At 67.4% G+C, this 23,624-nt stretch carries 35 protein-coding genes; 31 read left to right on the top strand and 4 right to left on the bottom strand.

Annotated elements, in window-relative coordinates; translation table 11 throughout:
• The first annotated feature begins 20 nt into the window (after window positions 1-20).
• The 31 genes from AC3A57_RS12530 to AC3A57_RS12380 all read left to right on the top strand — a co-directional run bounded on the left by AC3A57_RS12530 (window position 21) and on the right by AC3A57_RS12380 (window position 19,417).
• Window positions 21-611, top strand: coding sequence for a papain-like cysteine protease family protein (locus AC3A57_RS12530; RefSeq protein WP_487579200.1), 591 nt, complete (start codon window positions 21-23; stop codon window positions 609-611).
• A gap of 698 nt (window positions 612-1,309) precedes the next feature.
• On the top strand, window positions 1,310-1,621 hold the full coding sequence (gene rpsJ, locus AC3A57_RS12525; RefSeq protein WP_022968186.1) for a 30S ribosomal protein S10: 312 nt from the start codon (window positions 1,310-1,312) through the stop codon (window positions 1,619-1,621).
• A gap of 10 nt (window positions 1,622-1,631) precedes the next feature.
• Window positions 1,632-2,285 carry a 50S ribosomal protein L3 gene (rplC, locus tag AC3A57_RS12520; RefSeq protein ID WP_221671600.1) on the top strand — a complete coding sequence of 218 codons (654 nt, stop codon included), beginning with the start codon at window positions 1,632-1,634 and terminating at the stop codon, window positions 2,283-2,285.
• Between the two features lie 12 nt (window positions 2,286-2,297).
• Window positions 2,298-2,903: a 50S ribosomal protein L4 gene (gene rplD, locus AC3A57_RS12515; protein WP_221671601.1), complete on the top strand. Its 606-nt coding sequence runs from the start codon at window positions 2,298-2,300 to the stop codon at window positions 2,901-2,903.
• Window positions 2,900-3,196: a 50S ribosomal protein L23 gene (gene rplW, locus AC3A57_RS12510; RefSeq protein ID WP_064747320.1), complete on the top strand. Its 297-nt coding sequence runs from the start codon at window positions 2,900-2,902 to the stop codon at window positions 3,194-3,196. Before rplD ends, rplW begins: the two co-directional genes overlap by 4 nt.
• 10 nt (window positions 3,197-3,206) lie before the next feature.
• Window positions 3,207-4,034, top strand: a complete 828-nt coding sequence (gene rplB, locus AC3A57_RS12505) for a 50S ribosomal protein L2 (protein WP_221671602.1) — start codon at window positions 3,207-3,209, stop codon at window positions 4,032-4,034.
• 6 nt (window positions 4,035-4,040) lie between these two features.
• Window positions 4,041-4,310 (top strand): 30S ribosomal protein S19, encoded by a 270-nt coding sequence (gene rpsS, locus AC3A57_RS12500; RefSeq protein ID WP_057943874.1) that lies wholly within the window; start codon window positions 4,041-4,043, stop codon window positions 4,308-4,310.
• Window positions 4,311-4,320: 10 nt separating this feature from the next.
• Window positions 4,321-4,656, top strand: a complete 336-nt coding sequence (gene rplV, locus AC3A57_RS12495; RefSeq protein WP_055902442.1) for a 50S ribosomal protein L22 — start codon at window positions 4,321-4,323, stop codon at window positions 4,654-4,656.
• 13 nt (window positions 4,657-4,669) lie between these two features.
• Window positions 4,670-5,413, top strand: a complete 744-nt coding sequence (gene rpsC, locus AC3A57_RS12490; protein WP_064747317.1) for a 30S ribosomal protein S3 — start codon at window positions 4,670-4,672, stop codon at window positions 5,411-5,413.
• A gap of 6 nt (window positions 5,414-5,419) precedes the next feature.
• Window positions 5,420-5,833, top strand: a complete 414-nt coding sequence (rplP, locus tag AC3A57_RS12485) for a 50S ribosomal protein L16 (RefSeq protein WP_055902334.1) — start codon at window positions 5,420-5,422, stop codon at window positions 5,831-5,833.
• Window positions 5,833-6,018 carry a 50S ribosomal protein L29 gene (rpmC, locus tag AC3A57_RS12480; RefSeq protein ID WP_074872140.1) on the top strand — a complete coding sequence of 62 codons (186 nt, stop codon included), beginning with the start codon at window positions 5,833-5,835 and terminating at the stop codon, window positions 6,016-6,018. Before rplP ends, rpmC begins: the two co-directional genes overlap by 1 nt.
• 9 nt (window positions 6,019-6,027) lie before the next feature.
• Window positions 6,028-6,297, top strand: a complete 270-nt coding sequence (gene rpsQ, locus AC3A57_RS12475; RefSeq protein ID WP_064747315.1) for a 30S ribosomal protein S17 — start codon at window positions 6,028-6,030, stop codon at window positions 6,295-6,297.
• A gap of 15 nt (window positions 6,298-6,312) precedes the next feature.
• Complete coding sequence (rplN, locus tag AC3A57_RS12470; protein WP_064747314.1) at window positions 6,313-6,681, top strand: 50S ribosomal protein L14; 369 nt, start codon at window positions 6,313-6,315, stop codon at window positions 6,679-6,681.
• Between the two features lie 16 nt (window positions 6,682-6,697).
• Complete coding sequence (rplX, locus tag AC3A57_RS12465; protein WP_064747313.1) at window positions 6,698-7,012, top strand: 50S ribosomal protein L24; 315 nt, start codon at window positions 6,698-6,700, stop codon at window positions 7,010-7,012.
• 11 nt (window positions 7,013-7,023) lie between these two features.
• The gene (rplE, locus tag AC3A57_RS12460; protein WP_031373824.1) at window positions 7,024-7,566 is read left to right on the top strand and encodes a 50S ribosomal protein L5; all 543 of its coding nucleotides are present in this window, start codon (window positions 7,024-7,026) and stop codon (window positions 7,564-7,566) included.
• A 15-nt stretch (window positions 7,567-7,581) separates the two neighbouring features.
• Window positions 7,582-7,887 (top strand): 30S ribosomal protein S14, encoded by a 306-nt coding sequence (rpsN, locus tag AC3A57_RS12455; RefSeq protein WP_221671603.1) that lies wholly within the window; start codon window positions 7,582-7,584, stop codon window positions 7,885-7,887.
• Between the two features lie 152 nt (window positions 7,888-8,039).
• Window positions 8,040-8,438, top strand: coding sequence for a 30S ribosomal protein S8 (gene rpsH, locus AC3A57_RS12450; RefSeq protein WP_221671604.1), 399 nt, complete (start codon window positions 8,040-8,042; stop codon window positions 8,436-8,438).
• 15 nt (window positions 8,439-8,453) lie between these two features.
• On the top strand, window positions 8,454-8,981 hold the full coding sequence (rplF, locus tag AC3A57_RS12445; RefSeq protein WP_221671605.1) for a 50S ribosomal protein L6: 528 nt from the start codon (window positions 8,454-8,456) through the stop codon (window positions 8,979-8,981).
• A 65-nt stretch (window positions 8,982-9,046) separates the two neighbouring features.
• On the top strand, window positions 9,047-9,400 hold the full coding sequence (rplR, locus tag AC3A57_RS12440; RefSeq protein ID WP_487579199.1) for a 50S ribosomal protein L18: 354 nt from the start codon (window positions 9,047-9,049) through the stop codon (window positions 9,398-9,400).
• Between the two features lie 166 nt (window positions 9,401-9,566).
• Window positions 9,567-10,106 carry a 30S ribosomal protein S5 gene (gene rpsE, locus AC3A57_RS12435; protein WP_487579198.1) on the top strand — a complete coding sequence of 180 codons (540 nt, stop codon included), beginning with the start codon at window positions 9,567-9,569 and terminating at the stop codon, window positions 10,104-10,106.
• Window positions 10,099-10,296, top strand: a complete 198-nt coding sequence (rpmD, locus tag AC3A57_RS12430) for a 50S ribosomal protein L30 (protein ID WP_064747307.1) — start codon at window positions 10,099-10,101, stop codon at window positions 10,294-10,296. Before rpsE ends, rpmD begins: the two co-directional genes overlap by 8 nt.
• A complete protein-coding gene (gene rplO, locus AC3A57_RS12425) occupies window positions 10,296-10,739 on the top strand; it encodes a 50S ribosomal protein L15 (protein WP_221673612.1) in 444 nt (147 codons plus the stop codon). Before rpmD ends, rplO begins: the two co-directional genes overlap by 1 nt.
• Window positions 10,740-10,746: 7 nt before the next feature.
• Window positions 10,747-12,120 (top strand): preprotein translocase subunit SecY, encoded by a 1,374-nt coding sequence (gene secY, locus AC3A57_RS12420; protein ID WP_221671608.1) that lies wholly within the window; start codon window positions 10,747-10,749, stop codon window positions 12,118-12,120.
• 233 nt (window positions 12,121-12,353) lie between these two features.
• A complete protein-coding gene (gene rpsM / locus AC3A57_RS12415) occupies window positions 12,354-12,710 on the top strand; it encodes a 30S ribosomal protein S13 (RefSeq protein ID WP_064747304.1) in 357 nt (118 codons plus the stop codon).
• A gap of 13 nt (window positions 12,711-12,723) precedes the next feature.
• A complete protein-coding gene (gene rpsK / locus AC3A57_RS12410) occupies window positions 12,724-13,116 on the top strand; it encodes a 30S ribosomal protein S11 (RefSeq protein WP_031373814.1) in 393 nt (130 codons plus the stop codon).
• A 14-nt stretch (window positions 13,117-13,130) separates the two neighbouring features.
• Window positions 13,131-13,760 carry a 30S ribosomal protein S4 gene (gene rpsD / locus AC3A57_RS12405; protein WP_036111747.1) on the top strand — a complete coding sequence of 210 codons (630 nt, stop codon included), beginning with the start codon at window positions 13,131-13,133 and terminating at the stop codon, window positions 13,758-13,760.
• Between the two features lie 155 nt (window positions 13,761-13,915).
• Window positions 13,916-14,914, top strand: coding sequence for a DNA-directed RNA polymerase subunit alpha (locus tag AC3A57_RS12400; RefSeq protein WP_064747303.1), 999 nt, complete (start codon window positions 13,916-13,918; stop codon window positions 14,912-14,914).
• A 282-nt stretch (window positions 14,915-15,196) separates the two neighbouring features.
• The gene (gene rplQ, locus AC3A57_RS12395) at window positions 15,197-15,571 is read left to right on the top strand and encodes a 50S ribosomal protein L17 (RefSeq protein WP_064747302.1); all 375 of its coding nucleotides are present in this window, start codon (window positions 15,197-15,199) and stop codon (window positions 15,569-15,571) included.
• A 378-nt stretch (window positions 15,572-15,949) separates the two neighbouring features.
• Complete coding sequence (locus AC3A57_RS12390; protein WP_221671609.1) at window positions 15,950-16,450, top strand: disulfide bond formation protein B; 501 nt, start codon at window positions 15,950-15,952, stop codon at window positions 16,448-16,450.
• A gap of 88 nt (window positions 16,451-16,538) precedes the next feature.
• Window positions 16,539-17,930, top strand: coding sequence for a class II 3-deoxy-7-phosphoheptulonate synthase (locus AC3A57_RS12385; RefSeq protein ID WP_487579197.1), 1,392 nt, complete (start codon window positions 16,539-16,541; stop codon window positions 17,928-17,930).
• A gap of 233 nt (window positions 17,931-18,163) precedes the next feature.
• On the top strand, window positions 18,164-19,417 hold the full coding sequence (locus AC3A57_RS12380; protein ID WP_487579196.1) for an OmpA family protein: 1,254 nt from the start codon (window positions 18,164-18,166) through the stop codon (window positions 19,415-19,417).
• Between the two features lie 288 nt (window positions 19,418-19,705).
• Here the strand turns inward: AC3A57_RS12380 and AC3A57_RS12375 are convergent, their stop codons facing one another.
• From AC3A57_RS12375 to pqqC, 4 genes are all read right to left on the bottom strand, one after another.
• Window positions 19,706-21,307, bottom strand: a complete 1,602-nt coding sequence (locus AC3A57_RS12375) for an amidase (protein ID WP_487579243.1) — start codon at window positions 21,305-21,307, stop codon at window positions 19,706-19,708.
• 91 nt (window positions 21,308-21,398) lie between these two features.
• The gene (gene pqqE, locus AC3A57_RS12370; protein WP_487579195.1) at window positions 21,399-22,562 is read right to left on the bottom strand and encodes a pyrroloquinoline quinone biosynthesis protein PqqE; all 1,164 of its coding nucleotides are present in this window, start codon (window positions 22,560-22,562) and stop codon (window positions 21,399-21,401) included.
• On the bottom strand, window positions 22,559-22,861 hold the full coding sequence (gene pqqD, locus AC3A57_RS12365; protein WP_487579194.1) for a pyrroloquinoline quinone biosynthesis peptide chaperone PqqD: 303 nt from the start codon (window positions 22,859-22,861) through the stop codon (window positions 22,559-22,561). The genes pqqE and pqqD overlap by 4 nt, the downstream gene beginning before the upstream one ends.
• A complete protein-coding gene (gene pqqC, locus AC3A57_RS12360; protein ID WP_487579242.1) occupies window positions 22,858-23,616 on the bottom strand; it encodes a pyrroloquinoline-quinone synthase PqqC in 759 nt (252 codons plus the stop codon). Before pqqC ends, pqqD begins: the two co-directional genes overlap by 4 nt.
• Window positions 23,617-23,624 lie beyond the last annotated feature (8 nt).

Raw genomic sequence — 23,624 nt, 5'->3', positions numbered from 1 at the left:
GCCCGCAGGAGCAACCGATCATGTCCAATCGCAACCGCATCCGCTCCGTCCTCGCGCCGTTGGCGCTGGCCCTGGCCGCGCTGGTCCCGGCCCAGGCCGGCTACCTGGTGAACTGGTCGACCCAGGAGCAGCAGCACAGCCAGTGGTGCTGGGCGGCGACCGCCACCGCCATCCTGCGTTTCCACGGCGCCAACGTCAGCCAGTGCGCCACGGTCAATTACGACTACGGCATCAACTACGCCTGTCAAAGCCAGCCGTTCGACTGGAACGACAGCGCCAACCGGCCGAACTACCTGTACGGCCATTCCAGCGACGGCGTCGACCGGATCTTGTGGAACTGGGGCGTTTCGACCGTCAGCTACGGCCGCTCATTGAGCTATTCCGAGATCGCCACCCAGATCGACACCCGCGGGCCGCTGGCGGTGCGCTGGGGCTGGGACGGCGGCGGCGGGCACATCCTGGCCATCTACGGCTACCAGACCTTCGATGGGGTCGGCCACGTGACCCTGGCCGACCCCTGGCCGGGCGAGGGCAACTCCTGGGTACGCCACGACTGGGCGATCAAGGGCGGCGGCCACACCTGGACCCATTCGCTGACGGCGTACCGCTAAGGCCGGCGGTCCGATCCGCCGCGGGCGCCCCGGGTTCGGGGCGCCCGTTCGGCGGGCCGGCGCGGCGGAGTCTCCCGGGCGGCCGGCGCTGCCGCTACAATGCGCGCCCGCCGCAACGGCCTGGCCCGCTCGTCGCCCGCCTCCCGGGCGAATCGAAGCCGCGAGCCCAATGCCGAGCCGCCGCGTGGCTGCCCGCGGTCGAGTCCCTGCCGCTCTAGCCCGGGCCGGGCGCGTGGGCGAGACGGTCGAGTGCCGGCCATCCCGACGCCGCCGCCGACTTCCGGTCGTGCAGGAACCCACGCCGGCGCCCCTGGACGCCCCGCCTGGCGCCCACCGAAGCCATGTGTTGCGTTGCCCGCACGAGTGCGTGTAGAATGCGCGACCACTGTGCCGTCCTTGCTTTTCCGGGCGGCGCAACCAGCGAAATGAGGGGCAGGACGCGCCTCGTATTCGCCAGACAGGGATATGTCGCACGGCCGCGCTCCGTACGTTCCGGGCCCCCAGGGGCTTCCAAGGAACGCTAGACGGGGCGCTTCGTGCGTTCTACTCAGTCTGGGCGGGCCGGGTGACCGGGCCGCCTTAGCTTTTCCAGGCAAGGAAGCTCCGGAGCGAGGGTGTTGCTCTGGAGTGTTTGCGTTTTCGTGGGGCCGGCGCACCCAGAAGCCGTCCCGTCGCTCTTTTAACCAAGGAATTCCGTCATGGCGGACCAAAAGATCCGGATCCGGCTGAAGGCGTACGATCATCGTCTGATCGACCGCTCGGCCAGCGAGATCGTCGAGACGGCCAAGCGGACCGGCGCGCAAGTGCGCGGCCCGATCCCGCTGCCGACCAAGATCGAGCGTTACACCGTTCTCGTCTCCCCGCACGTCGACAAGGACGCGCGCGACCAGTACGAGACCCGCACGCACAAGCGCGTGCTCGACATCGTCGACCCCAACGACAAGACCGTGGACGCGCTGATGAAGCTCGAACTCGCGGCGGGCGTCGACGTCCAGATCAAGCTGACCTGAGGCAACCACCATGACCGCGAAGAAGTATTCGTTGGGCATCGTCGGTCGCAAGGCCGGCATGAGCCGTTTCTTCACTGAAGACGGCAAGTCGGTTCCGGTGACCCTGATCGAGGCGACCCCGAACCGCATCACCCAGATCAAGACCGAAGACAGCGACGGCTACAGCGCCGTGCAGGTCACGGTCGGCGTGCGCCGCGCTGCGCTCGTCAACAAGCCGGAAGCCGGTCACCTCGCCAAGGCGAAGGTCGAAGCCGGTCGCGGCCTGTGGGAGCTGCGCGTGGAAGCCGATCAGATCGGCGCTTTCGAAGTCGGCGGCGAGATCAAGGCCGACATCTTCGAGGCCGGCCAGCTGGTCGACGTCCAGGGCGTCACCAAGGGCAAGGGCTTCCAGGGCACGATCAAGCGCTGGAACTTCCGCATGGGCGACGCGACGCACGGTAACTCGCTGTCGCACCGCGCTCCGGGCTCGATCGGCCAGCGCCAGACGCCGGGCCGCGTTTTCCCGGGCAAGAAGATGTCCGGCCACATGGGCGCCGTGCAGCAGAGCACCCAGCGTCTTGAAGTGGTCAAGGTCGACGCCGAGCGCGGCCTGATCGCGATCAAGGGCGCCGTGCCGGGCGCGCCGGGTGGCGACGTCATCGTCCGTCCCTCGAGCAAGGCATAAGGAGAGATGACGATGGAACTCACCATCAACAACAGCAGCAAGACGCTGTCGGTCTCCGACGCGATCTTCGGCCGCGAGTTCAGCGAAGACCTGGTCCACCAGGTGGTCGTTGCCTACCGCAACGCCGGTCGCGCCGGCACCAAGGCGCAGAAGACCCGCGCCGAAGTCAACGGCACGACCAAGAAGTCGAAGAAGCAGAAGGGCGGCGGCGCGCGTCATGGCGCGCTGACGGCTCCGATCTTCGTCGGCGGCGGCGTGACCTTCGCGGCCAAGCCGCGCAGCTTCGCGCAGAAGGTCAACCGCAAGATGTATCGCGCCGCGATCGCCGCGATCCTTTCCGAGCTGAACCGCCAGGGCCGGATCACGGTCGTCGAGAGCTTCGATCTCGACGCTCCGAAGACCAAGGGCCTGATCGAGAAGCTGAAGGGTCTGTCGGTCGGCCAGCGTCCGCTGATCGTCACCGAAGACGCGACCGAGAACCTGTACCTCTCGGCCCGCAACCTGCCGTACGTCGAAGTGCGTGATGTCCAGGGCCTGGATCCGGTCGCCCTCGTCGGCGCCGACTCGGTCGTGTTCACCGCCGAGGCGGTCAAGAAGATCGAGGAGTGGCTGGCATGAACGACGCCAAGCTCTACAGCATCATCCGCGCGCCGCGCGTGTCCGAAAAGACCGCGCGCCTGCAGGAAGTTTCCAACCAATACGTCTTCGAAGTCTCGACGGAAGCTACCAAGGCCGACATCAAGGTCGCCGTGGAAAAGCTGTTCGACGTCAAGGTCGAGGCGGTCAACGTGGTCAACGTGAAGGGCAAGAACAAGGCCTTCCGTTTCCGCATGGGCCGTCGCGGCGACTGGCGCAAGGCGTACGTGAAGCTGGCCGAAGGCCAGTCGATCGACGTGATGGCCAAGGCCTGAGGAAAGATCCATGGCATTGATGACTTTCAAGCCCACTTCCGCCGGCCGCCGCAACGCGGTTCGCGTCGTGACGCCGGGCCTGCACAAGGGCGCGCCGCACGCGGCGCTGGTCGAAAAGCAGAGCAAGAGCGGCGGTCGTAACCACCACGGCCGCATCACCACCCGCCACATCGGCGGCGGTCACAAGCAGCACTACCGCATCATCGACTTCAAGCGCGACAAGGAAGGCATTCCGGCGCGCGTGGAGCGGATCGAATACGATCCCAACCGCACCGCGCACATCGCGCTGCTGTGCTACGTCGATGGCGAGCGCCGTTACATCATCGCCCCGAAGGGCCTGAAGGACGGCGACCAGGTGATCGCGGGCCGCGACGCCCCGATCCGCGTCGGCAACACGCTGCCGCTGACCAACATCCCGGTCGGCTCCACCGTGTGCTGCGTCGAAATGAAGCCGGGCAAGGGCGCCCAGCTGGCCCGCGCGGCCGGCGCCAGCGCCTACCTGGTGGCTCGCGAGCAGGGCTACGCCACGCTGCGTCTTCGCTCCGGCGAAATGCGCAAGGTGCCGGTCGAATGCCGCGCCACCATCGGCGAAGTCGGCAACGACGAGCACAACCTGGAGAAGCTCGGCAAGGCTGGCGCCAAGCGTTGGCGCGGCATCAAGCCGACCGTTCGCGGCGCGGCCATGAACCCCGTCGACCACCCGCACGGTGGCGGTGAGGCGAAGGCCGGCCAGGGCAACCCGCATCCGGTCACCCCGTGGGGTGTTCCGACCAAGGGTTACAAGACGCGCAAGAACAAGCGCACCACGCAATTCATCGTGCGCGATCGCAGGGGTTAATCGAACATGGCACGTTCACTGAAGAAGGGCCCGTTCGTCGACCATCATCTGATGAAGAAGGTCGAAACGGCGGGCAACAACAAGAAGCCGATCAAGACCTGGTCGCGCCGCTCGATGGTGCTGCCGGAGATGGTGGGCTTCACGATCGCCGTCCACAACGGCAAGAACCACATCCCGGTGCTGGTCAACGAGAACATGGTTGGCCACAAGCTTGGCGAATTCGCCCTGACCCGTACGTTCAAGGGTCACGGCGGCGACAAGAAGTCGGGCAAGTAAGGAGATGACCATGGAAGCGAAAGCCATCCTGCGCACCGCGCGCATCTCCCCGCAGAAGGCCCGCCTGGTCGCCGACCAGGTGCGCGGTCTGTCCGCCGAGCGCGCCGTCAACCTGCTGAAGTTCTCGGACAAGAAGGCTGCTGCACTGATCCGCAAGGTCGTGGAGTCCGCCATCGCCAACGCCGAGAACAACCAGGGCGCCGACGTCGACGATCTCAAGGTCAAGACCATCATGGTTGACGAGGGTCCCGCACTGAAGCGCTTCATGGCGCGTGCGAAGGGCCGCGGCACCCGCATCCTCAAGCGCACCAGCCACATCACTGTGGTTGTGGGCGCCGGCAAGTAAGGCGGAGTAGACAATGGGTCATAAAGTTCATCCGACCGGAATCCGCCTGGGCATCGCCAAGGATTGGAATTCCAAGTGGTTCGCCAACAAGAAGCAGTACGCCGAGTACCTGGCGGCTGACCTGAAGGTTCGCGAAATGCTGCGCAAGAAGCTGGCTCAGGCCGGCATCTCGAAGATCTTCATCGAGCGTCCGGCCAACAACGCCCGCGTCACGATCCACACCGCCCGTCCGGGCGTGGTGATCGGCAAGCGCGGCGAGGACATCGAGAAGCTGCGCAAGGAAGTCAGCGCGCTGATGGGCGTCCCGGCGCACATCAACGTGACCGAGGTCCGCAAGCCGGAACTCGACGCGCAGCTGGTCGCCGAGTCGATCGCGCAGCAGCTCGAGCGTCGCATCATGTTCCGCCGCGCGATGAAGCGCGCTGTCGGCAACGCGATGCGCCTCGGCGCCCTGGGCATCAAGGTCAACGTCGCCGGCCGTCTGAACGGCGCCGAGATCGCGCGTTCGGAGTGGTACCGCGAAGGCCGCGTGCCGCTGCACACCCTGCGCGCCGACATCGACTACGGCTTCGCCGAAGCCAAGACGACCTACGGCATCATCGGCATCAAGACCTGGATCTACAAGGGCGAAGTGTTCGACTTCTCCCAGGTCGGCCAGGAGAAGCAGGACGATTCGCCGCGCAGCGAGCGTGGTGACCGCGGCGATCGCGGTGATCGTAACGACCGCCCGGGCCGTCCTGCCCGCGAACAGAGGTAATCCGCCATGTTGCAACCCAAGCGAACCAAGTACCGCAAGGTACACAAGGGCCGCAATGAGGGCCTGAGCTGGAACGGCAACGCCGTCAGCTTCGGCGAATACGGCCTCAAGGCGACCGCTCACGGCCAGCTGACCGCGCGTCAGATCGAAGCGGCCCGCCGCTCGATCAGCCGTTACGTCAAGCGCGGCGGCAAGATGTGGATCCGCGTGTTCCCGGACAAGCCGATCACCAAGAAGCCGATCGAAGTCCGAATGGGCTCCGGTAAGGGCAACGTCGAGTACTGGGTCGCCCAGATCCAGCCCGGTCGAATGATTTACGAGATCGAAGGTGTGGCCGAAGACGTGGCGCGCGAAGCGTTCCGCCTGGCCGCCGCCAAGCTCTCGGTGACCACCACTTTCGTTACCCGGACGGTGCGCTAATGGAACTCAAGCAACTGCGCGAGAAGTCGGCCGACGAGCTCAAGGCTCACCTGGTCGAGCTGCACAAGGAGGGCTTCGCCCTCCGCATGCAGAAGGCCACCGGTCAGCTCGCTAAGACCCACGAGGCCCGCCGTGTTCGCCGCGAGATCGCTCGCGTGAACATGCTGCTGGGCGAGAAGAAGTAAGGATCCGCCATGACCGACAACAAGACAGAGAAGGCGCTGCGCACGGTTGAAGGCCGGGTCGTCAGCAACAAGATGGACAAGACCGTCACCGTGCTCGTCGAGCGCCAGGTCAAGCACGCGCTGTACGGCAAGTACATCCGTCGCTCGACCAAGCTCCACGCTCACGACGCCGAGAACGCCTGCAAGGAAGGCGATATCGTGCGCGTGAAGGAGATCGCTCCGCTGTCCAAGACCAAAAACTGGAGCGTGGTTGAGATCGTCAGCCGCGCGGCCGAATAAGAGGAGGGCTGAACCATGATCCAGATGCAAAGCTACCTCGACGTGGCCGACAACTCCGGTGCCAAGGAAGTGATGTGCATCAAGGTGCTCGGCGGCTCCAAGCGCCGTTACGCGCACATTGGCGACATCATCAAGGTCACCGTGAAGGACGCGATTCCGCGCGGCAAGGTCAAGAAGGGCGACGTCTACGACGCCGTCGTGGTCCGCACCCGCAAGGGCGTTCGCCGCCCGGACGGCTCGCTGATCCGCTTCGATGGCAACGCTGCGGTGTTGCTCAACAACAAGCATGAGCCGATCGGCACCCGTATCTTCGGGCCCGTGACTCGCGAGCTGCGCTCGGAGAAGTTCATGAAGATCGTTTCGCTCGCGCCCGAAGTGCTCTGAGCGGAGGAACTAGACCATGAACCGTATCAAGAAGGGCGATCAGGTGATCGTCACCGCCGGCAAGGACAAGGGCAAGAAGGGCGACGTGGTGCGCGTGCTCGGCGACAAGGTCGTCGTGGCGAACATCAACGTCGTCAAGCGCCACACCAAGCCGAACCCGCAGGCCAACCAGCCGGGCGGCGTGGTCGAGCGCGAAGCGCCGATCCACATTTCCAACGTCATGCTGTTCAACCCGGCCACCGGCAAGGGCGAACGCATCGGTTTCAAGGTGCTGGAGGATGGACGCAAACTGCGTGTGTTCCGCTCCAGCGGTGAGGCGGTCGACGCCTGAGGAATGCTGAAATGACCACCCGGCTCGAAGAGTTCTACAAGAAAGAAGTGGTTCCGGCGCTGACTGAAAAGTTCGGCTACAAGAACCCGATGGAAGTGCCGCGCCTCGTCAAGATCACGCTGAACATGGGCGTGGGCGAAGCCGCCACCAACAAGAAGATCCTGGAAAATGCCGTCGCCGACATGACCAAGATCGCCGGCCAGAAGCCGATCGTGACCAAGTCCCGCGTGTCGGTGGCTTCGTTCAAGATCCGCGACGGTTGGCCGATCGGCGCCAAGGTCACCCTGCGCCGCGCCAAGATGTACGAGTTCCTTGACCGCCTGGTCAACATCTCGTTGCCGCGCGTCCGCGACTTCCGCGGCGTGTCGGGCCGTTCGTTCGACGGCCGCGGCAACTACAACATGGGCGTGAAGGAACAGATCATCTTCCCGGAAATCGACTTCGACCAGGTCGACGCCCTGCGCGGCATGGACATCGCGATCACCACGACCGCGAAGACCGACGCCGAGGCCAAGGCCCTGCTCGAAGCCTTCCGCTTCCCGTTCCGCAACTGAGGCTAGGATTGAACAATGGCTAAGACCTCCATGGTCAACCGCGACCTCAAGCGGACCAAGCTGGTGAAGAAGTTCGCCGCCAAGCGCGAAGCGCTGAAGAAGATCATCTCCAGCGAATCGGCCTCGTACGAAGACAAGATGGACGCCGTGGTCAAGCTGCAGAAGCTGCCGCGCGACTCTTCGCCGAGCCGTCAGCGCAACCGCTGCGCCCTGTCGGGCCGCTCGCGTGGCGTGTACAGCAAGTTCGGCCTGGGCCGCAACAAGCTGCGCGAAGCCACCATGCGCGGCGACGTTCCGGGCCTGCGCAAGGCAAGCTGGTAAAAGTCTGTTATGCTTGCCGGCTCCCCGGGCTCCGGCCCGGGGACGGATCACCCAGCGCGGCCTCCGGGCCGCGCTGGCGTTGTTGTAACGCTGCAAACACAACTGAAATTCGCAATTCCGCGGATATCGGTGCTACTCATAGGTGACTTTTAATGAGCATGACTGATCCCATCGCCGACATGCTGGTCCGCATCAAGAATGCGGCCGCTGTGCGCAAGCAGACGGTGAAGATGCCGTCGTCCAAGGTGAAGGTGGCCATCGCCGCCGTGCTGAAGGACGAGGGCTACATCCTGGATTCGCGCGTCACCGAACTCGGTGGCGGCAAGTCCGAACTCGAAATCTCGCTGAAGTACTACGAAGGCAAGCCGGTGATCGAGCGCCTGGAGCGCTACTCCCGTTCGGGCCTGCGCCAGTACCGCGGCAAGGACGCGCTGCCCAAGGTCCTCGGCGGCCTCGGCGTGGCCATCATCTCCACCTCGAAGGGCATCATGACCGATGCGCAGGCGCGCCAGCAGGGCGTCGGCGGTGAAGTCCTGTGCTTCGTGGCCTAAGGGAGGAATAGACCCATGTCCCGAGTTGCCAAGAAGCCGATCGCCCTGCCGAAGGGCGTCGAAATCAACGTGCAGGCCGACGCCGTCGTCGCCAAGGGCCCGAAGGGCTCGCTGTCGATCGCCAAGCCCGCCGCCATCAACCTGAAGGTCGAGAACAACGAGGCGCTCTTCGTTACCGAAGACGCCGCGCTGATCCCGCTGACCGGCACCCTGCGCGCCATCCTCGCCAATATGGTGAAGGGCGTGTCGGAAGGCTTCGAGCGCAAGCTCGAGCTGGTCGGCGTCGGTTACCGCGCCTCGATGCAGGGCAAGGACCTGAGCCTGGCCCTGGGCTTCTCCCATCCGGTCGTGTTCAAGGCGCCGGAAGGCATCACGCTGGCCACCCCGACCCAGACCGAGATCCTGGTCCAGGGCGCGGACAAGCAGCGCGTCGGCGAAGTCGCCGCCAAGATTCGCGGTTTCCGTCCGCCGGAGCCCTATAAGGGCAAGGGCGTGAAGTACGCCGGCGAAGTCATCATCCGTAAGGAAGCCAAGAAGGCCTAACGGGTAGGGCGCCGGTCCCGGACCGGCCCCGAGACACCAAGCTTTCAGCTTTCGGAGACCAGATCATGAAGAAGAACATCGCTCGCCTGCGCCGCGCCAAGTCGACCCGCGCGCACATCCGTGAACTCGGCGTGCCGCGCCTGACCGTGCTGCGCACCGGCCAGCACCTGTACGCCCAGGTCTTCACCCACGACGGCTCGCGCGTCCTGGCTTCGGCCTCGACCGTGCAGGCCGAAGTCAAGGAAGGCCTGAAGAACGGCAAGAACGCCGACGCCGCGGCCAAGGTCGGCCAAGTCATCGCCGAGCGCGCCAAGGCCGCGGGCATCGAGAAGGTCGCGTTCGACCGCTCGGGCTACCGCTACCACGGCCGCATCAAGGCGCTGGCCGAAGCCGCCCGCGAAGGCGGCCTGCAGTTCTAAGGCTTGAAGGCGTGGGGGCTCGCCCCCACGCCTCAATGCATTCCCCGCCGGCCCGGGTCTTGGGTCGGGCGCCGCCGGGATTCGTGCCCCGACGGCGAAGCACCCGCTGCAGCTCACAACGATAAGCGGCCAAGCCGCAAATCCTTTCAACTACAGAGATATAGCAATGGCTAACGAACGTGAACCGCGGGGTCGCGATCGCGATCGCAACCGCGAAGAGATCGACGACGGCATGATCGAGAAGCTGATCGCGGTCAACCGCGTCAGCAAGACCGTCAAGGGCGGTCGCCAGTTCACCTTCACCGCGCTGACGGTGGTGGGCGACGGCAACGGCAAGGTCGGCTTCGGCTACGGCAAGGCGCGCGAAGTGCCGGTCGCGATCCAGAAGTCGATGGAATACGCCCGCAAGAGCATGTCCAACGTCGAGCTCAACAACGGCACCCTGTGGCACTCGGTCAAGGCCGGCCACGGCGCTGCTCGCGTGTTCATGCAGCCGGCTTCGGAAGGTACCGGCGTGATCGCCGGCGGCGCGATGCGCGCCGTGCTCGAAGCGGTCGGCGTCAAGAACGTGCTGGCCAAGGCCGTGGGTTCGCGCAACCCGATCAACCTGGTGCGCGCCACGCTCAAGGGCCTGACCGACATGCATTCGCCGGCCAAGATCGCGGCCAAGCGCGGCAAGAAGGTGGAGGAACTCCTCAATGGCTAAGAACGAAGCCGGTACCGGCACCGTCAAGGTGCGTCTGGTCAAGGGTCTGCGTGGCACCCAGTCGCGTCACCGCCTGTCGGTGAAGGCGCTGGGCCTGAACAAGCTCAACGATGTGCGTGAACTGAAGGACAGCCCGCAGGTGCGCGGTCTGATCAACAAGGTTCACTACCTCGTCCAGGTCGAGGAGTAATCAACATGCGTCTCAACACTCTCAAGCCGGCCGACGGCGCTCGTCAGGAGCGTACTCGCGTCGGTCGCGGCATCGGTTCGGGCCTGGGCAAGACCGCCGGTCGCGGTCACAAGGGTTCGTTCGCGCGCGCCGGCAAGGGCAAGATCAAGGCCGGTTTCGAAGGCGGCCAGATGCCCATGCAGCGTCGCCTGCCGAAGATCGGCTTCCGCTCCAAGCTGAAGAACGACACGGCCGAAGTGCTGCTGTACCAGCTGGACAAGCTCGAAGCCGGCGAGATCGATTTCGCCGCCCTCAAGGCCGCCAAGCTCGTTCCGAGCACGGCCAAGCAGGCCAAGATCGTCAAGAAGGGCGAGCTGACCAAGAAGTTCGTGCTCAAGGGCGTGCTGGCTACGGCCGGCGCCAAGGCCGCCGTCGAAGCGGCCGGCGGCAAGGTCGAGGAGTAAACGACGCATGGCGCGGAGCGGCAACGCGATGGCTGGCCTCGGTGGCGGGCTCGGTAAGTTCACCGAGCTGCGTCAACGTTTGCTGTTCGTGATCGGCGCTTTGATCGTCTACCGCATCGGCAGCTACATCCCGGTGCCGGGCGTCAACCCTCAGGCGATGGTCGAATTCATGTCGACCAAGCAGGGCACGATCGTGGACATGTTCAACATGTTCTCGGGCGGCGCCCTGCATCGCTTCAGCCTGTTCGCGCTGAACGTGATGCCGTACATCTCGGCGTCGATCATCGTCCAGCTGCTGGTGCAGATCGTGCCCAGCCTGAAGGCCATCCAGAAGGAAGGCGAGTCGGGCCGGCGCAAGATCAACCAGTGGTCGCGGATGGGCGCGATTCCGCTGGCGGTGTTCCAGGCCTGGGGCATCGCCGCCGGCCTGCAGTCCAGCATGGCGCCCAACGGCGTTCCGGTGGTGTACGCGCCGGGCATGGGCTTCATCCTGACCGCGGTGATCGCGCTGACCGCCGGCACCATGTTCCTGATGTGGCTGGGCGAGCAGATCACCGAGCGCGGCGTCGGCAACGGCGTTTCGCTGATCATCTTCGCCGGTATCGTCGCGGGCCTGCCCGCCGCGCTGCTGCAGATGTTCGAGCAGATCCGCAACGGCGACATGAGCGCGATCGCGGCCATCGCCGTGGTCCTGCTGGTGGTCGGTTTCACCTACCTGGTGGTGTTCGTCGAACGCGGCCAGCGCCGGATCACGGTCAACTACGCCCGGCGCCAGGGCGGGCGCAACGCCTACATGAACCAGGCGTCGTTCCTGCCGCTGAAGCTCAACATGGCGGGCGTGATCCCGGCGATCTTCGCCTCCAGCATCGTCATGTTCCCCGCCACCGCCGCGACCTGGTTCGCCCAGAACAACAGCGGCAGCGGCTTCTCCGGGTTCCTCCAGCGGCTCAGCCAATGGCTGAATCCGGGTGAACCCGTGCACATGATCCTGTATGCTGGTCTGATCATCGGCTTCGCGTTCTTCTACACGGCGCTGGTGTTCAACTCGCAGGAAACCGCCGACAACCTGAAGAAGTCGGGCGCGCTGATTCCGGGCATCCGCCCGGGCAAGGCGACGGCGGATTACGTCGACGGCGTGCTGACCCGCTTGACCGCGGCCGGCGCGATTTACTTGGTGATCGTCTGCCTCCTGCCGGAGGTCATGCGTACCCAACTGGGCACCTCGTTCTACTTCGGCGGCACTTCGCTGCTGATCGTGGTGGTCGTGGTGATGGATTTCATCGCTCAAATCCAGGCTCATCTGATGTCGCATCAGTACGAAAGCCTGTTGAAGAAAGCGAACTTGAAGGGCGGCTCGCGCGGCGGTCTCGCGCGCGGGTGAGTCAGGACCGGTTCGCGCGCCAGAGTAGCGCGCGGGGCTGAGGGGGGCAGGGCATCGCCTCGTTCAGCCAGTTCAGACTCGTCGCCGGAGCATGGGCACACTCCCCATGCCGGAGTTCCGTGGCGCCTCTGGTGCCGCGGGGCTTCCTATTAACCCGAGACCTAGATACAATTTCCAGTTCACTCCGCCAGGATTAATCCGTCCTGGCCGCCAAACCAGTTGGAGATCGCGTTATGGCGCGTATTGCGGGCGTCAATTTGCCTGCCCAGAAGCATGTCTGGGTCGGGCTGCAAAGCATCTACGGCATCGGCCGTACCCGTTCGAAGCAGATCTGCGAAACCGCAGGTGTGACCTCGACGACCAAGATCCGTGACCTGTCCGAGCCGGAAGTCGAGCGTCTGCGCGCCGAAGTCGGCAAGTTCGTGGTCGAAGGCGACCTTCGCCGCGAAATCGGCATCGCCATCAAGCGTCTGATGGACCTGGGCTGCTACCGCGGCCTGCGTCACCGTCGCGGCCTGCCGCTGCGCGGTCAGCGTACCCGGACCAATGCTCGCACCCGTAAGGGTCCGCGCAAGGCCATCAAGAAGTAAGGGGACCTAGACCATGGCCAAGCCGGCAGCTGCCAAGACCAAGAAGAAGATCAAGCGAGTCGTCACCGACGGCATCGCCCACGTCCACGCTTCTTTCAACAACACCATCATCACGATCACCGACCGCCAGGGCAACGCGCTGTCGTGGGCGACTTCGGGCGGCGCGGGTTTCCGCGGTTCGCGCAAGTCCACCCCGTTCGCCGCCCAGGTCGCCGCCGAAAAGGCCGGCCGTGCTGCGCTCGACTACGGCGTCAAGTCGCTGGAAGTCCGCATCAAGGGCCCGGGCCCGGGTCGTGAGTCCGCCGTTCGTTCGCTGAACAACGTCGGTTACAAGATCATCAACATCATCGACGTGACGCCGATCCCGCACAACGGGTGCCGTCCGCCGAAGAAGCGTCGCGTCTGAGGAGCTGAAGAACCATGGCTCGTTATATTGGCCCCACCTGTAAGCTCGCCCGTCGCGAAGGCGCCGACCTCGGCCTGAAGTCGTCCGCGCGCGCGCTCGACTCGAAGTGCAAGCTCGAGCAGAAGCCCGGCCAGCATGGCCCGACCGCCCGCAAGGGCAAGCTGTCCGACTACGCCACCCAGCTGCGCGAAAAGCAGAAGGTCAAGCGCATCTACGGTCTGCTGGAACGTCAGTTCCGCAACTACTACAAGAAGGCCTCGACCAAGAAGGGCAACACCGGCGAGAACCTGCTGCAGTTGCTGGAAACCCGTCTGGACAACGTCGTCTACCGCATGGGCTTCGCCGTCACCCGTCCGGCCGCCCGCCAGCTGGTCTCGCACCGCGGCGTCACGGTCAACGGCAAGTCGGTCAACCTGCCGTCGTACCAGGTCAAGGCCGGCGACGCGATCGCCCTTTCCGAACGCGCCCAGAAGCAGCTGCGCGTGCAGGAATCGCTGACCGTTTCCTCGCAGATGGACCTGTCGCCGTCGTGGGTCGAAGTCGACAGCAAGAAGTTCAGCGGCGTGTTCAAGGCTGTCCCGGATCGCGCGGACCTGCCGGCCGACATCAACGAAGCGCTGATCGTCGAGTTGTACAGCAAGTAATAGTGCAGGGCGCAGGCGGTTCCGCAACGGCACCGCCTCCGCCGGCAACCCAGGTCGGCGCGGCATACGCGCCGGCCGCTCCCTCGAACCGAGGGGGCTCCAAGAGCTAAAGCCTTCCGTCGCCCCCCGGCGGAGGTCATTGGAGACACCGAAACATGACGGTTACCGCCAACCAGGTACTGCGCCCGCGTGGTCCGCAGATCGAACGCCTCAACGGCAATCGCGCGAAAGTCGTGATCGAACCGTTGGAGCGCGGCTACGGCCACACGCTGGGCAACGCGCTGCGCCGCGTGCTGCTGTCTTCGATCCCGGGTTTCGCCATCACCGAGGTCGAAATCGACGGCGTGCTGCACGAGTACACCACGGTCGAAGGTCTGGAAGAGGACGTGCTCGAGGTTCTGCTGAACCTGAAGGACGTCGCCATCCGCATGCACACCGGCGAGTCCTCGACGCTGTCGCTGGCCAAGCAGGGCCCCGGCATCGTCACCGCCGGCGACATCAAGACCGACCACAACGTCGAAATCCTCAACACCGACCATGTGATCTGCCACCTGACCAAGGATACGGCGATCAACATGCGTCTGAAGATCGAGCGCGGCTTCGGCTACCAGCCGGCCGCTGCGCGTCGCCGTCCGGACGAAGAAACCCGCGCCATCGGCCGCCTGATGCTGGACGCCAGCTTCTCGCCGGTCCGTCGCGTCGCCTACGCCGTCGAAGCCGCGCGCGTGGAACAGCGCACCGACCTCGACAAGCTGGTGCTGGACATCGAAACCAACGGCACGATCGACGCCGAGGAAGCCGTGCGCACCGCCGCCGACATCCTCACCGACCAGCTGTCGGTGTTCGGCGACTTCACCCACCGCGACCGCGGTGCGCAGAAGCCGGCCACCAGCGGCATCGACCCGATCCTGCTGCGTCCGATCGACGACCTCGAGCTGACCGTGCGTTCGGCCAACTGCCTCAAGGCCGAGAGCATCTACTACGTCGGCGATCTGATCCAGAAGACCGAAGTCGAACTGCTCAAGACCCCGAACCTGGGCAAGAAGTCGCTCACCGAGATCAAGGAAGTGCTGGCTCAGCGCGGCCTGTCCCTCGGCATGAAGCTCGAGAACTGGCCGCCGGCCGGCATCGCTTCGCACGGGATGATGGGGTGAGTCCCGGCCTCGCTGCGCGGCACTGCCGCGCGGCCGGGGCGAACGCCCGGCGCGCTGCGCCGGGCCGGGGAACGACAGGAGTCCACGCCGAGGTCAGCCGAAGCGTGGATTCCCTGCCTCAGTAGCACCGCAACACCGCAACACGCACCACCGCCGACGGACCCAAGTCCGCGGCCCGCCGGTCAAGGAAGGCCGGTTCGGACCATCCGCAGTCCAATGCTCCAACGCCTGGATGGCGACAGCGAAGTCCAACCGTCCCAACATTCATCAGGAACCACAGTCATGCGCCACCAGAAAGCCGGTCGTAAGTTCAGCCGCACCAGCGCCCACCGCGATGCCATGTTCACCAACATGGCGGCCTCGCTGATCAAGCACGGCCTGATCCGCACCACCCTGCCCAAGGCCAAGGAACTGCGCCGCGTCGCCGAGCCGCTGATCACCCTGGCCAAGCAGGACGGCGTCGCCAACCGCCGCCTGGCCTTCTCGCGCCTGCGCGACAAGGAAGCCGTCGGCACCCTGTTCACCACCCTGGGCCCGCGCTACGCGAGCCGTCCGGGCGGCTACCTGCGCATCCTCAAGTGCGGTTTCCGCGCCGGCGACAACGCGCCGATGGCCTATGTCGAACTGGTGGACCGTCCGGAAGCGGCGGCCGAGTAATAACGTCCGCGCCGCAGCCGGCGCGACGAACAGCCAGCACACTGGGTCTCGGCCGCACGGCGGTCGGGGTCCTTGCGAGCGAGAACCCCGGCCGAAAGGTCGGGGTTTTTGCTTTCCGGCGACGGTTACGCCGGCAACGGTTACCGCAGTAAACGTCGCCAGCCGGTATGGTCGCAGCCACGCACGCAGGAGGTTTTCGGGAAGACGGTCGCGGGCCGCTTCGGTCCGCCATTTCGGGTCGCCGGACCCATCGTCGCAGGGCGGCAACTTTCGCGCCGCTGGCGCAGTCCATCTGGGCTGCGGCGCGACACAGCGTTTGCCCCGACTGATGCCGATCGGACATTGGCACGACCCGACCCCGACCCGTATGGTGTGTACATGAACCCTTTCAAAGCCTCCTTCCGCGTCCAGTTTCTGCTCGGTTTCCTGGCCTGTGCCGGGCTGCTGGGCTATGCCTTCTACCTCCAGCTCTATCAGCACCTGGAACCGTGCCCGCTGTGCATCTTCCAGCGCGTGGGCTTCTTCGCCCTGGGGCTGGTGTTCCTGCTCGGCGCGATCCACGGCCCGCGCAAACCCGGCGGCCGCCGTGCCTACGGCGTGCTGGCCCTGCTGGCCTCGCTCGGCGGCATCGCCGTGGCCGGCAACCACGTCCGCCTGCAGCACCTGCCGCCGGACCAGGTTCCGGCCTGCGGCCCGGGCCTGGACTACATGCTCGAGGCGATGCCGATCGCCGGGGTGATCCGCAAGGTCATGACCGGCTCGGGCGAATGCGCCGCCGTCGACTGGAGCTTCCTCGGCTTGGCGATGCCGGCCTGGAGCCTGATCTGCTTCATCGTGCTCGCGCTGTGGGCGGCCTATGCCGCGTTCCGCGGCCGTTGACCCGGATATAGCGTCACCCGTTTCGCCGCCACCCTTCCATCCACCCCCGACCCATCCCTCTCTCGCAAGTCCAACCGGAACCAAGGAAATGAGCGCCTCCGATCGCAGCAACCTCCGTGCCGTCAATCTGCCCGCCGACTGGAGCCCGACCTCCTGGCGCGAGCGCACCGCACTGCAGTTGCCGAACTATCCGGACGCGGCCGAGTTGGACGGCGCCCTGCAGGAACTGCGCCACCTGCCGCCGCTGGTGACCTCGTGGGAAATCCTGTCGCTGAAGCAGCAACTGGCCGAGGCGCAGGAGGGCAAGCGATTTTTGCTGCAGGGCGGGGATTGCGCCGAGAGCTTCGACCAGTGCAGCTCGGATGTGATCTCCAACCGGCTCAAGGTGCTGCTGCAGATGAGCCTGGTGCTGGTGCACGGCATGCGCAAGCCGGTGGTGCGGGTGGGCCGGTTCGCCGGCCAGTACGCCAAGCCGCGTTCGGCCGACACCGAAACCATCGACGGGGTGACTCTGCCGAGCTACCGCGGCGACATGGTCAACGGCCCGGCCTTCAACGAGACCGCGCGCAAGCCCGACCCGCGCCGGATGATCAAGGCGCATGCGCGTTCGGCGATGACGATGAACTTCGTCCGCGCGCTGATCGACGGCGGCTTCGCCGACTTGCACCACCCCGAGTACTGGAACCTGAGCTGGGTCGGCCACTCGCCGCTGGCCGACGAATACCGGCGCATGGTCAATGCGATCGGCGACGCGGTGCGCTTCATGGAGACCCTGTCCGGGTCGGAAGTGCACAACCTCAACCGGGTCGACTTCTACACCTCGCACGAAGCCCTGCTGTTGCCGTACGAGGAGTCGCTGACCCGGCAGGTGCCGCGCCATTGGGGCTGGTTCAACCTCAGCACCCATTACCCGTGGATCGGCATGCGCACCGCGGCGGTCGACGGCGCCCATGCCGAATACTTCCGCGGCATCCGCAACCCGATCGCGCTCAAGGTCGGCCCGTCGGTGACGCCGGACCAACTGCTGCGGACCGTCGACCTGCTCAATCCGGACGACGAGCCGGGCCGGTTGACCTTCATCCACCGGATGGGCGCCAGCCAGATCGCCGACAAGCTGCCGACCCTGCTCGAGGCGATGCGCCGCGACGGCCGCCGCGTGCTGTGGGTCTGCGACCCGATGCACGGCAACACCGAGAGCACCAGCAACGGCTACAAGACCCGCCGCTTCCGCAACATCCGCGCCGAGATCGAGACCGCGTTCGAGCTGCACGCCGCGGCCGGTACGCGCCTGGGCGGCGTGCACCTGGAGCTGACCGGCGAGGACGTCACCGAGTGCCTGGGCGGCGCGCGCGAGCTGACCGAAAGCGATCTGGAACGCGCCTACCGTTCCACCGTCGATCCGCGCCTGAACTACGAGCAGGCGCTGGAAGTGGCGATGCTGATCGTGCGCAAGCAGGCGCAGATCGCGGCGCCGGCGTAAGGTCGGGATTGGGGATGGGTTGGAGCGAGTGCGTGCGATCGTGTGCGGGGCGGGCTCTTGAATCAGCTACGCGGGGCGGGACGAAGCCGTTGTAGTGGGCGCCGGGGCGAGGCCGGTGTGGTTCGCGGCGGTTTTGCGGACCTTCGTCGCGGTTGGCGCGGCTTGTGTCGCAAGCGCGCCGTCGGGCGTCGCGAGGGGCGACTATCATGCGCCTCTTTCCATGGAGGAACGCGATGCGACGGTTTGCGATGATGACGTCCTGCCTGTTGGCCTGCGCCGCGCTCGCGGCCTGCGGCGGAGCCGGTAGCGACGATGCGGCGGCGCCCGCCGCCGAAAGCGCGGCCGATCGCGGCGATGCGGCCGCGGCGGCCGACGAGACCGAAGCCGCGGACGGCGACGAAGCGCAGGCCGTGCCGCAGTTTCCGGTGATTCCGGCCATCGTCGTGCCCGACATCGTCGGCGTCTCGCCGGCGCAGCGCGCGCTGGAGAGCTCGATCCAGGACGTGCTCGATCCGGTGGCCGGGATCGGCGTCAAGCCGGCGCGCTGCGATGCCGGCGGCCAGTTGCTGGCCGACGCCGGCCTGACCAGCGTGGACGCGCAAGGGCGCTGGACCCGCAACAGCGCCCACGGCGCGTTCCGGCTCGGCGCCGACGGCAGCGGCAGCGCCAACTACGAAGGCGGCCAGATCGTGGTCAACGCCGACGGCAGCGGTTCGATCAACGCTTCCTCGGGCAAGGCGCCGTCCGGCGGCGACGAGGACGACGAAGACGGCCCGGCCCGCGGTCCGATCGTCGAGGTGAAAGCGGACGGTTCGGGGAGCTACACCGGTCCCGCCGGCCAGATCGCGCTCGACGGCAAGGGCGGCGGCAGCTGGAACGACGAGCACAACCAGATCCGCAACAACGGCGATGGCAGCGGCAGTTGGAACGGCCCGCTCGGCCTGGTAGTGGTGAACAAGGACGGCTCCGGCACCTGGAACGGCCCCGACGAGATGGTGCGCAACCACGGCGACGGCACCGGCACCGTCGGTACGCCGGGCCGCAAGGTGAAGATGGCGCCGCTGGCGAAGTTGGCCCCGGCCGGCAAATTTCCGCCGCTGGCGAAGTTCTCGTTGCCGGGCGCGCCCTGCGGCTACGTGATCAGCTTGAGCGATCGGGTGCTGTTCGACTTCGACAAGTCCGACATCCGCGCCGATGCGGCGGACGTGCTGGATGCGCTGGCGAAGGCGCTGGCCAAGGTCAAGACCACCGGCCTGGAGATCCGCGGCCACACCGATTCCAAGGGCGCCGACGACTACAACCAGGCCCTGTCGGAGCGGCGCGCCCGCTCCGTGGTCGGCGCGCTGCAGCAGCGAGGCGCCGCCGCGGACGCCACGGCGAAGGGCTATGGCGAAACCCAGCCAGTGGCGCCCAACGAGGTCGCCGGCCAGGACGACCCGGCCGGCCGCCAGCTCAACCGGCGCGTCGAGATCTTCGTCAGGACTTGAGCCAGCGCACCGCTTGGCCGACTTTTACGGTTCATCTCTCTGTAGCCGTTGCTGTTCCCCCCTTTGAAGAAGGGGGGCTAGGGGGGATTTGCTTCGGCTCCCGTCTTGAACCGAGCAGAAGCAAATCCCCCGCGCTGCCGCTCTCTGGCTCGCATGCGACGACGCAAGGCGCGCGCCCCCTTTGCCGAAGGGAGCGATGTTGAAGGCGCCGCCGCGCAAGGGGCGATGCGGACGGCGTGGAAGGCGTCGCTTCTTAGGGCCTGCTGGCCGGGCAGGTGGGCTCTCGCCTTAGGGATTCACGCTCGCCGGATAGCGCGGCGCGCGCCGCGCGCGGGTGGCTTGTTCGAAGGCGTAGCCGAGCGAGAGCAGGCGCGCGTCGCTCCAGCGCGGGCCGATGAAGGCCAGGCCGACCGGCAGGCCCTGCGCTTCGCCCATCGGCACGCTCAGGCTGGGGTAGCCGGCGACCGCGGCGGCGCCCCAGCTGGCGCCGCCGAAGGCGTCGCCGTTGACCGGATCGGCCATGAACGCCGGTGTGGTGGCCGGGGCGATCAGCGCGTCCAGGCGGTGCTTCTTGAGCGCCGCATCGATGCCTTGCGCGCCGGCGAGCTGGCGCGCGCGGGCGGCAGCCTTGCGGTAGGCCGGCTCGCTCAGCGGGCCTTTCTTCGCCGCCTGCTCGAACAGCTCCTGGCCGAAGAACGGCAGCTCGCGCGCGGCCTGGGCGCGATTGAACGCGATCAGTTCGTCGAGCGTCTTGAACGGCGCGTCGCTGTCGCGCAGGTAACGCTGCAGGCCGTCCTTGAATTCGTACAACAGCACTTCGAACTCGGCCGCCTCCCACTTGCCCTGGGTCGGCAGGCGCACCTCGACCACGGTCGCGCCGGCCTCGCGCATCGCCCGCAGCGCGCGTTGCAACGCCGCGTCCTGGTCGGGGTGGCTGCGTACGCCGTGGTCGCGCAGCAGGCCCAGGCGCGCGCCGCGCAGGGCGTCGGCGTCGAGCGCGGCGAGGTAGTCCTGCGCGCGCTTGCCGGCGGCGGCACGGGCGAGGCCGTCGCTTCCCGCTTCGGCCGCGGTCAGGACGTTGAGCAACTGCGCCGCGTCGGCGACGCTGCGCGCCATCGGTCCGGCGCTGTCCTGGCTGTGCGAGATCGGGATGATGCCGGCGCGACTGACCAGGCCGACGCTGGGCTTGAAGCCGACCAGGCCGTTCATCGCCGCCGGGCACAGGATGCTGCCGTCGGTTTCGGTGCCGACCCCGACCGCGGCCAGGCTGGCGGCGATCGCCGCGCCGGTGCCGCTGCTGGAACCGCAGGCGCTGCGGTCCAGCGCGTAAGGGTTGCGGGTGAGGCCGCCGCGCGCGCTCCAGCCGGAGGTCGAGCGGGTGGAGCGGAAATTGGCCCACTCGCTGAGGTTGGTCTTGCCCAGGATCACCGCGCCGGCCGCGCGCAGCGCGACGACCAGCGGCGCGTCCTGGTTCGGCCGGTGTTCGGCCAGGGCCAGCGAGCCGGCCGAGTTGGCCATCGGCCGCGCGTCGATGTTGTCCTTGAGCAACACCGGGATGCCGTGCAGCGGCCCGCGCACGCGCCCGGCCTTGCGTTCGGCATCCAGCGCGCGCGCCTCGGCCAGCGCCTGCGGGTTGAGCTCGATCACCGCGTTGAGGCGCGGGCCGGCGTCGTCGAGCGCGGCGATGCGGGCCAGGTAAGCCTCGGTCAGGCGCGCGCTGCTGAGATCGCCGCCAGCCATGCGCGCGGCCAGGGTGGCCAGGTCGGCTTCGACGATGCGCTGCGGGTCGGCGGGCAGGCGGCCGGCGGGCGCGTCCGCGGCGGCGGGACGCTGCGCCGCCGGCGGCGCGCCGGCGCATGCGGCCAGGGCCAGGGCCGATGCCAGCGCCAAGGCGCGGTAGCGCAGGACGGCGGACGGAGCGGACATGGCATTCCCCCTGCGATGGCTCGACCGAGTATGCCCGCAGCCGGGCCGGTCGCGCTCAGGTCGCGCTGTCGCCAGGCTCGGCGCCGCCCTGCGCCGCGCGCAACGGGCGACGATAGACGAACGCCGGCGCCGGGGCCTGCGCTTCGCGTTCGGCCAGCGCGCGCACCCGGGCGTGGTCGGGCGAACGCTCGCAGACCGGGTCGAGGGTGTCGGCGCGGCCGCTGAGCGCCAAGGCCTGGCAGCGGCAACCGCCCCAGTCGCGTTCGCGATGCTCGCAGCCGCGGCAGGGTTCGGGCATCCAATCGGTGCCGCGGAAGCGGGCGAACGCCTCCGACTCGCGCCAGATCTCGCCCAGGCTGCGTTCGCGCACCGAGTCGAAATGCAGGCCGTCGATGGTCTCGGCGGCATGGCAGGGCAGCACCTTGCCTTCCGGGCTGACGTTGACGAAGCGCTGCGCCCAACCGCCCATGCAGGCCTTGGGCCGGCGCGCGTAGTAGTCGGGGGTGACGTAGTCGATGATCAGCCGCCCGCGCAGGCGTTCGCGCGCGGCCTCGACCGCGGCGGTCGCGGCCTCGAGCTGTTCGCGGCTCGGCATCAGCGCGGCGCGGTTGCGCAGGCCCCAGCCGTAGTACTGGGTGTGGGCGACTTCCAGCCGGCCGGCGCCGAGTTCCAGCGCCAGCTCGATCATCGCCGCGACGCGTCCGGCGTTGTGGCGGTGGATCACCGCATTGAGGGTCAGCGGCAAGTCCAGTTCGCGGCACCACTGCGCCAGGGCGAGCTTGCGCCGGTGCGCGCCCGGGTAGCCGGCGATGCGGTCGGCGCCGGTCGGCTCGCTGTCCTGCAGGCTCAGTTGCAGATGGTCGAGCCCGGCCTGCTGCAGGGCCTGCAGGCGCGGGCGGTCCAGGCCGATGCCGGAGGTGATCAGATTGGCGTACAGGCCCAGCGCGCGGGCGCGCGCGACCAGTTCGGCCAGATCCTTGCGCAGGGTCGGTTCGCCGCCGGAGAAATGCACCTGCAAAGCGCCCAGTTCGGCGGCCTGGTCGAGCACGCGCAGCCAGTCGGCGGTGGCCAGCTCCTCGCGCTGGCCGACCAGGCGCAGCGGATTGGAGCAGTAAGGGCAGGCCAGCGGGCAGCGGTGGGTGAGTTCCAGCAGCACCGCCAGCGGCGGCGCCGGCGCGCGTCGCGCGATCGCCTCCGGCGCCAGCGGCACGGCGTTCATGTCGCCGGCGCCAGCGCCAGCAGGCGGCGTTCGAGCAGGGTCGCGAACAACTCGCCGACGTCGGCGGCGACTTCGCCCGGTTCGGCTCCGTACTCGGCGGCCAGCGCGGCGACGATCGCGTCGACGGCGGTCGCGCCGTCGACGCGGGACAGCACGGCGTGGGCGATCTCGTCGAGCTCGACCACCCGCTCGGGCGCCAGCAGCACCCATTGATCGCGCGCGCGGTCGTGCTGCAGGCGCACCCCGGGCGGAAAGCGCGGCACCGCGTCCGGCGCCGGCGGCGGCAGCGTCGCGCTCATGCGCCCGGCTCCGACGGCAGCGCGTCCGCTCCGGTCCGATCCGGCACGAACGCGCCCGGCGGCGGCAGGCGCGGTTCGACGTAAGCGAAATGCAGCGCGTCGAGCATCGACCACAGCACCTCGCACTTGAAGCGCAGCGCGGCGCAGACCGCATCCTGCTGCTCGCGGCTGCGAGCGTGACGCAGCACGTAGTCGAGGGCGAAGTCGGCGTCCTGCGGCGCCTGGTGCAGGCGCGAGTCGAAATAGGCCAGTGCCTGTTTGGACACGAAGTCGTAGTTGGCCAGCATGCCGGCGACGCGCTGGCCGATGATGGTCGGCGCGAACAGCTCGGTCAGCGAGGAGGCGATCGCCTCCAGCAGGCTGCGCTCGCGCACGAACTGGATGTAGGCCTGGGCGGCGAAACGGGTCGTCGGCAGCAGCGCGCGCCCGGACTCGACCAGTTCGCGGTCCAGGCCCAGCGCATCGGTCAGGCGCAGCCAGCGGGCGATGCCGCCCTCGTCGGGGCCGTCGCCGTCGTGGTCGACGATGCGCTGGCGCCAGACCCGGCGCAGCTGGGGGTCTTCGATCCGGGCCAGCAGGGCCGCGTCCTTGAGCGGAATGCAGCGCTGGTACTCGTAGCGGTTCAGCGCCCAGGCCTGGACCTGTCCGCGGTCGAGGCGGCCGCCGTGGAGCAAGGCGTGGAAGGGGTGCCGGTCGTGGTAGCGCTCGGCGCCGATCGCGCGCAGCCGCGCTTCCAGTTCGGCCGCGCTCAGCACGCGCGCGG

Source organism: Lysobacter sp. Soil_C_15 (assembly GCF_057657315.1).
This window is presented reverse-complemented; position numbering and strand designations above follow the sequence as displayed.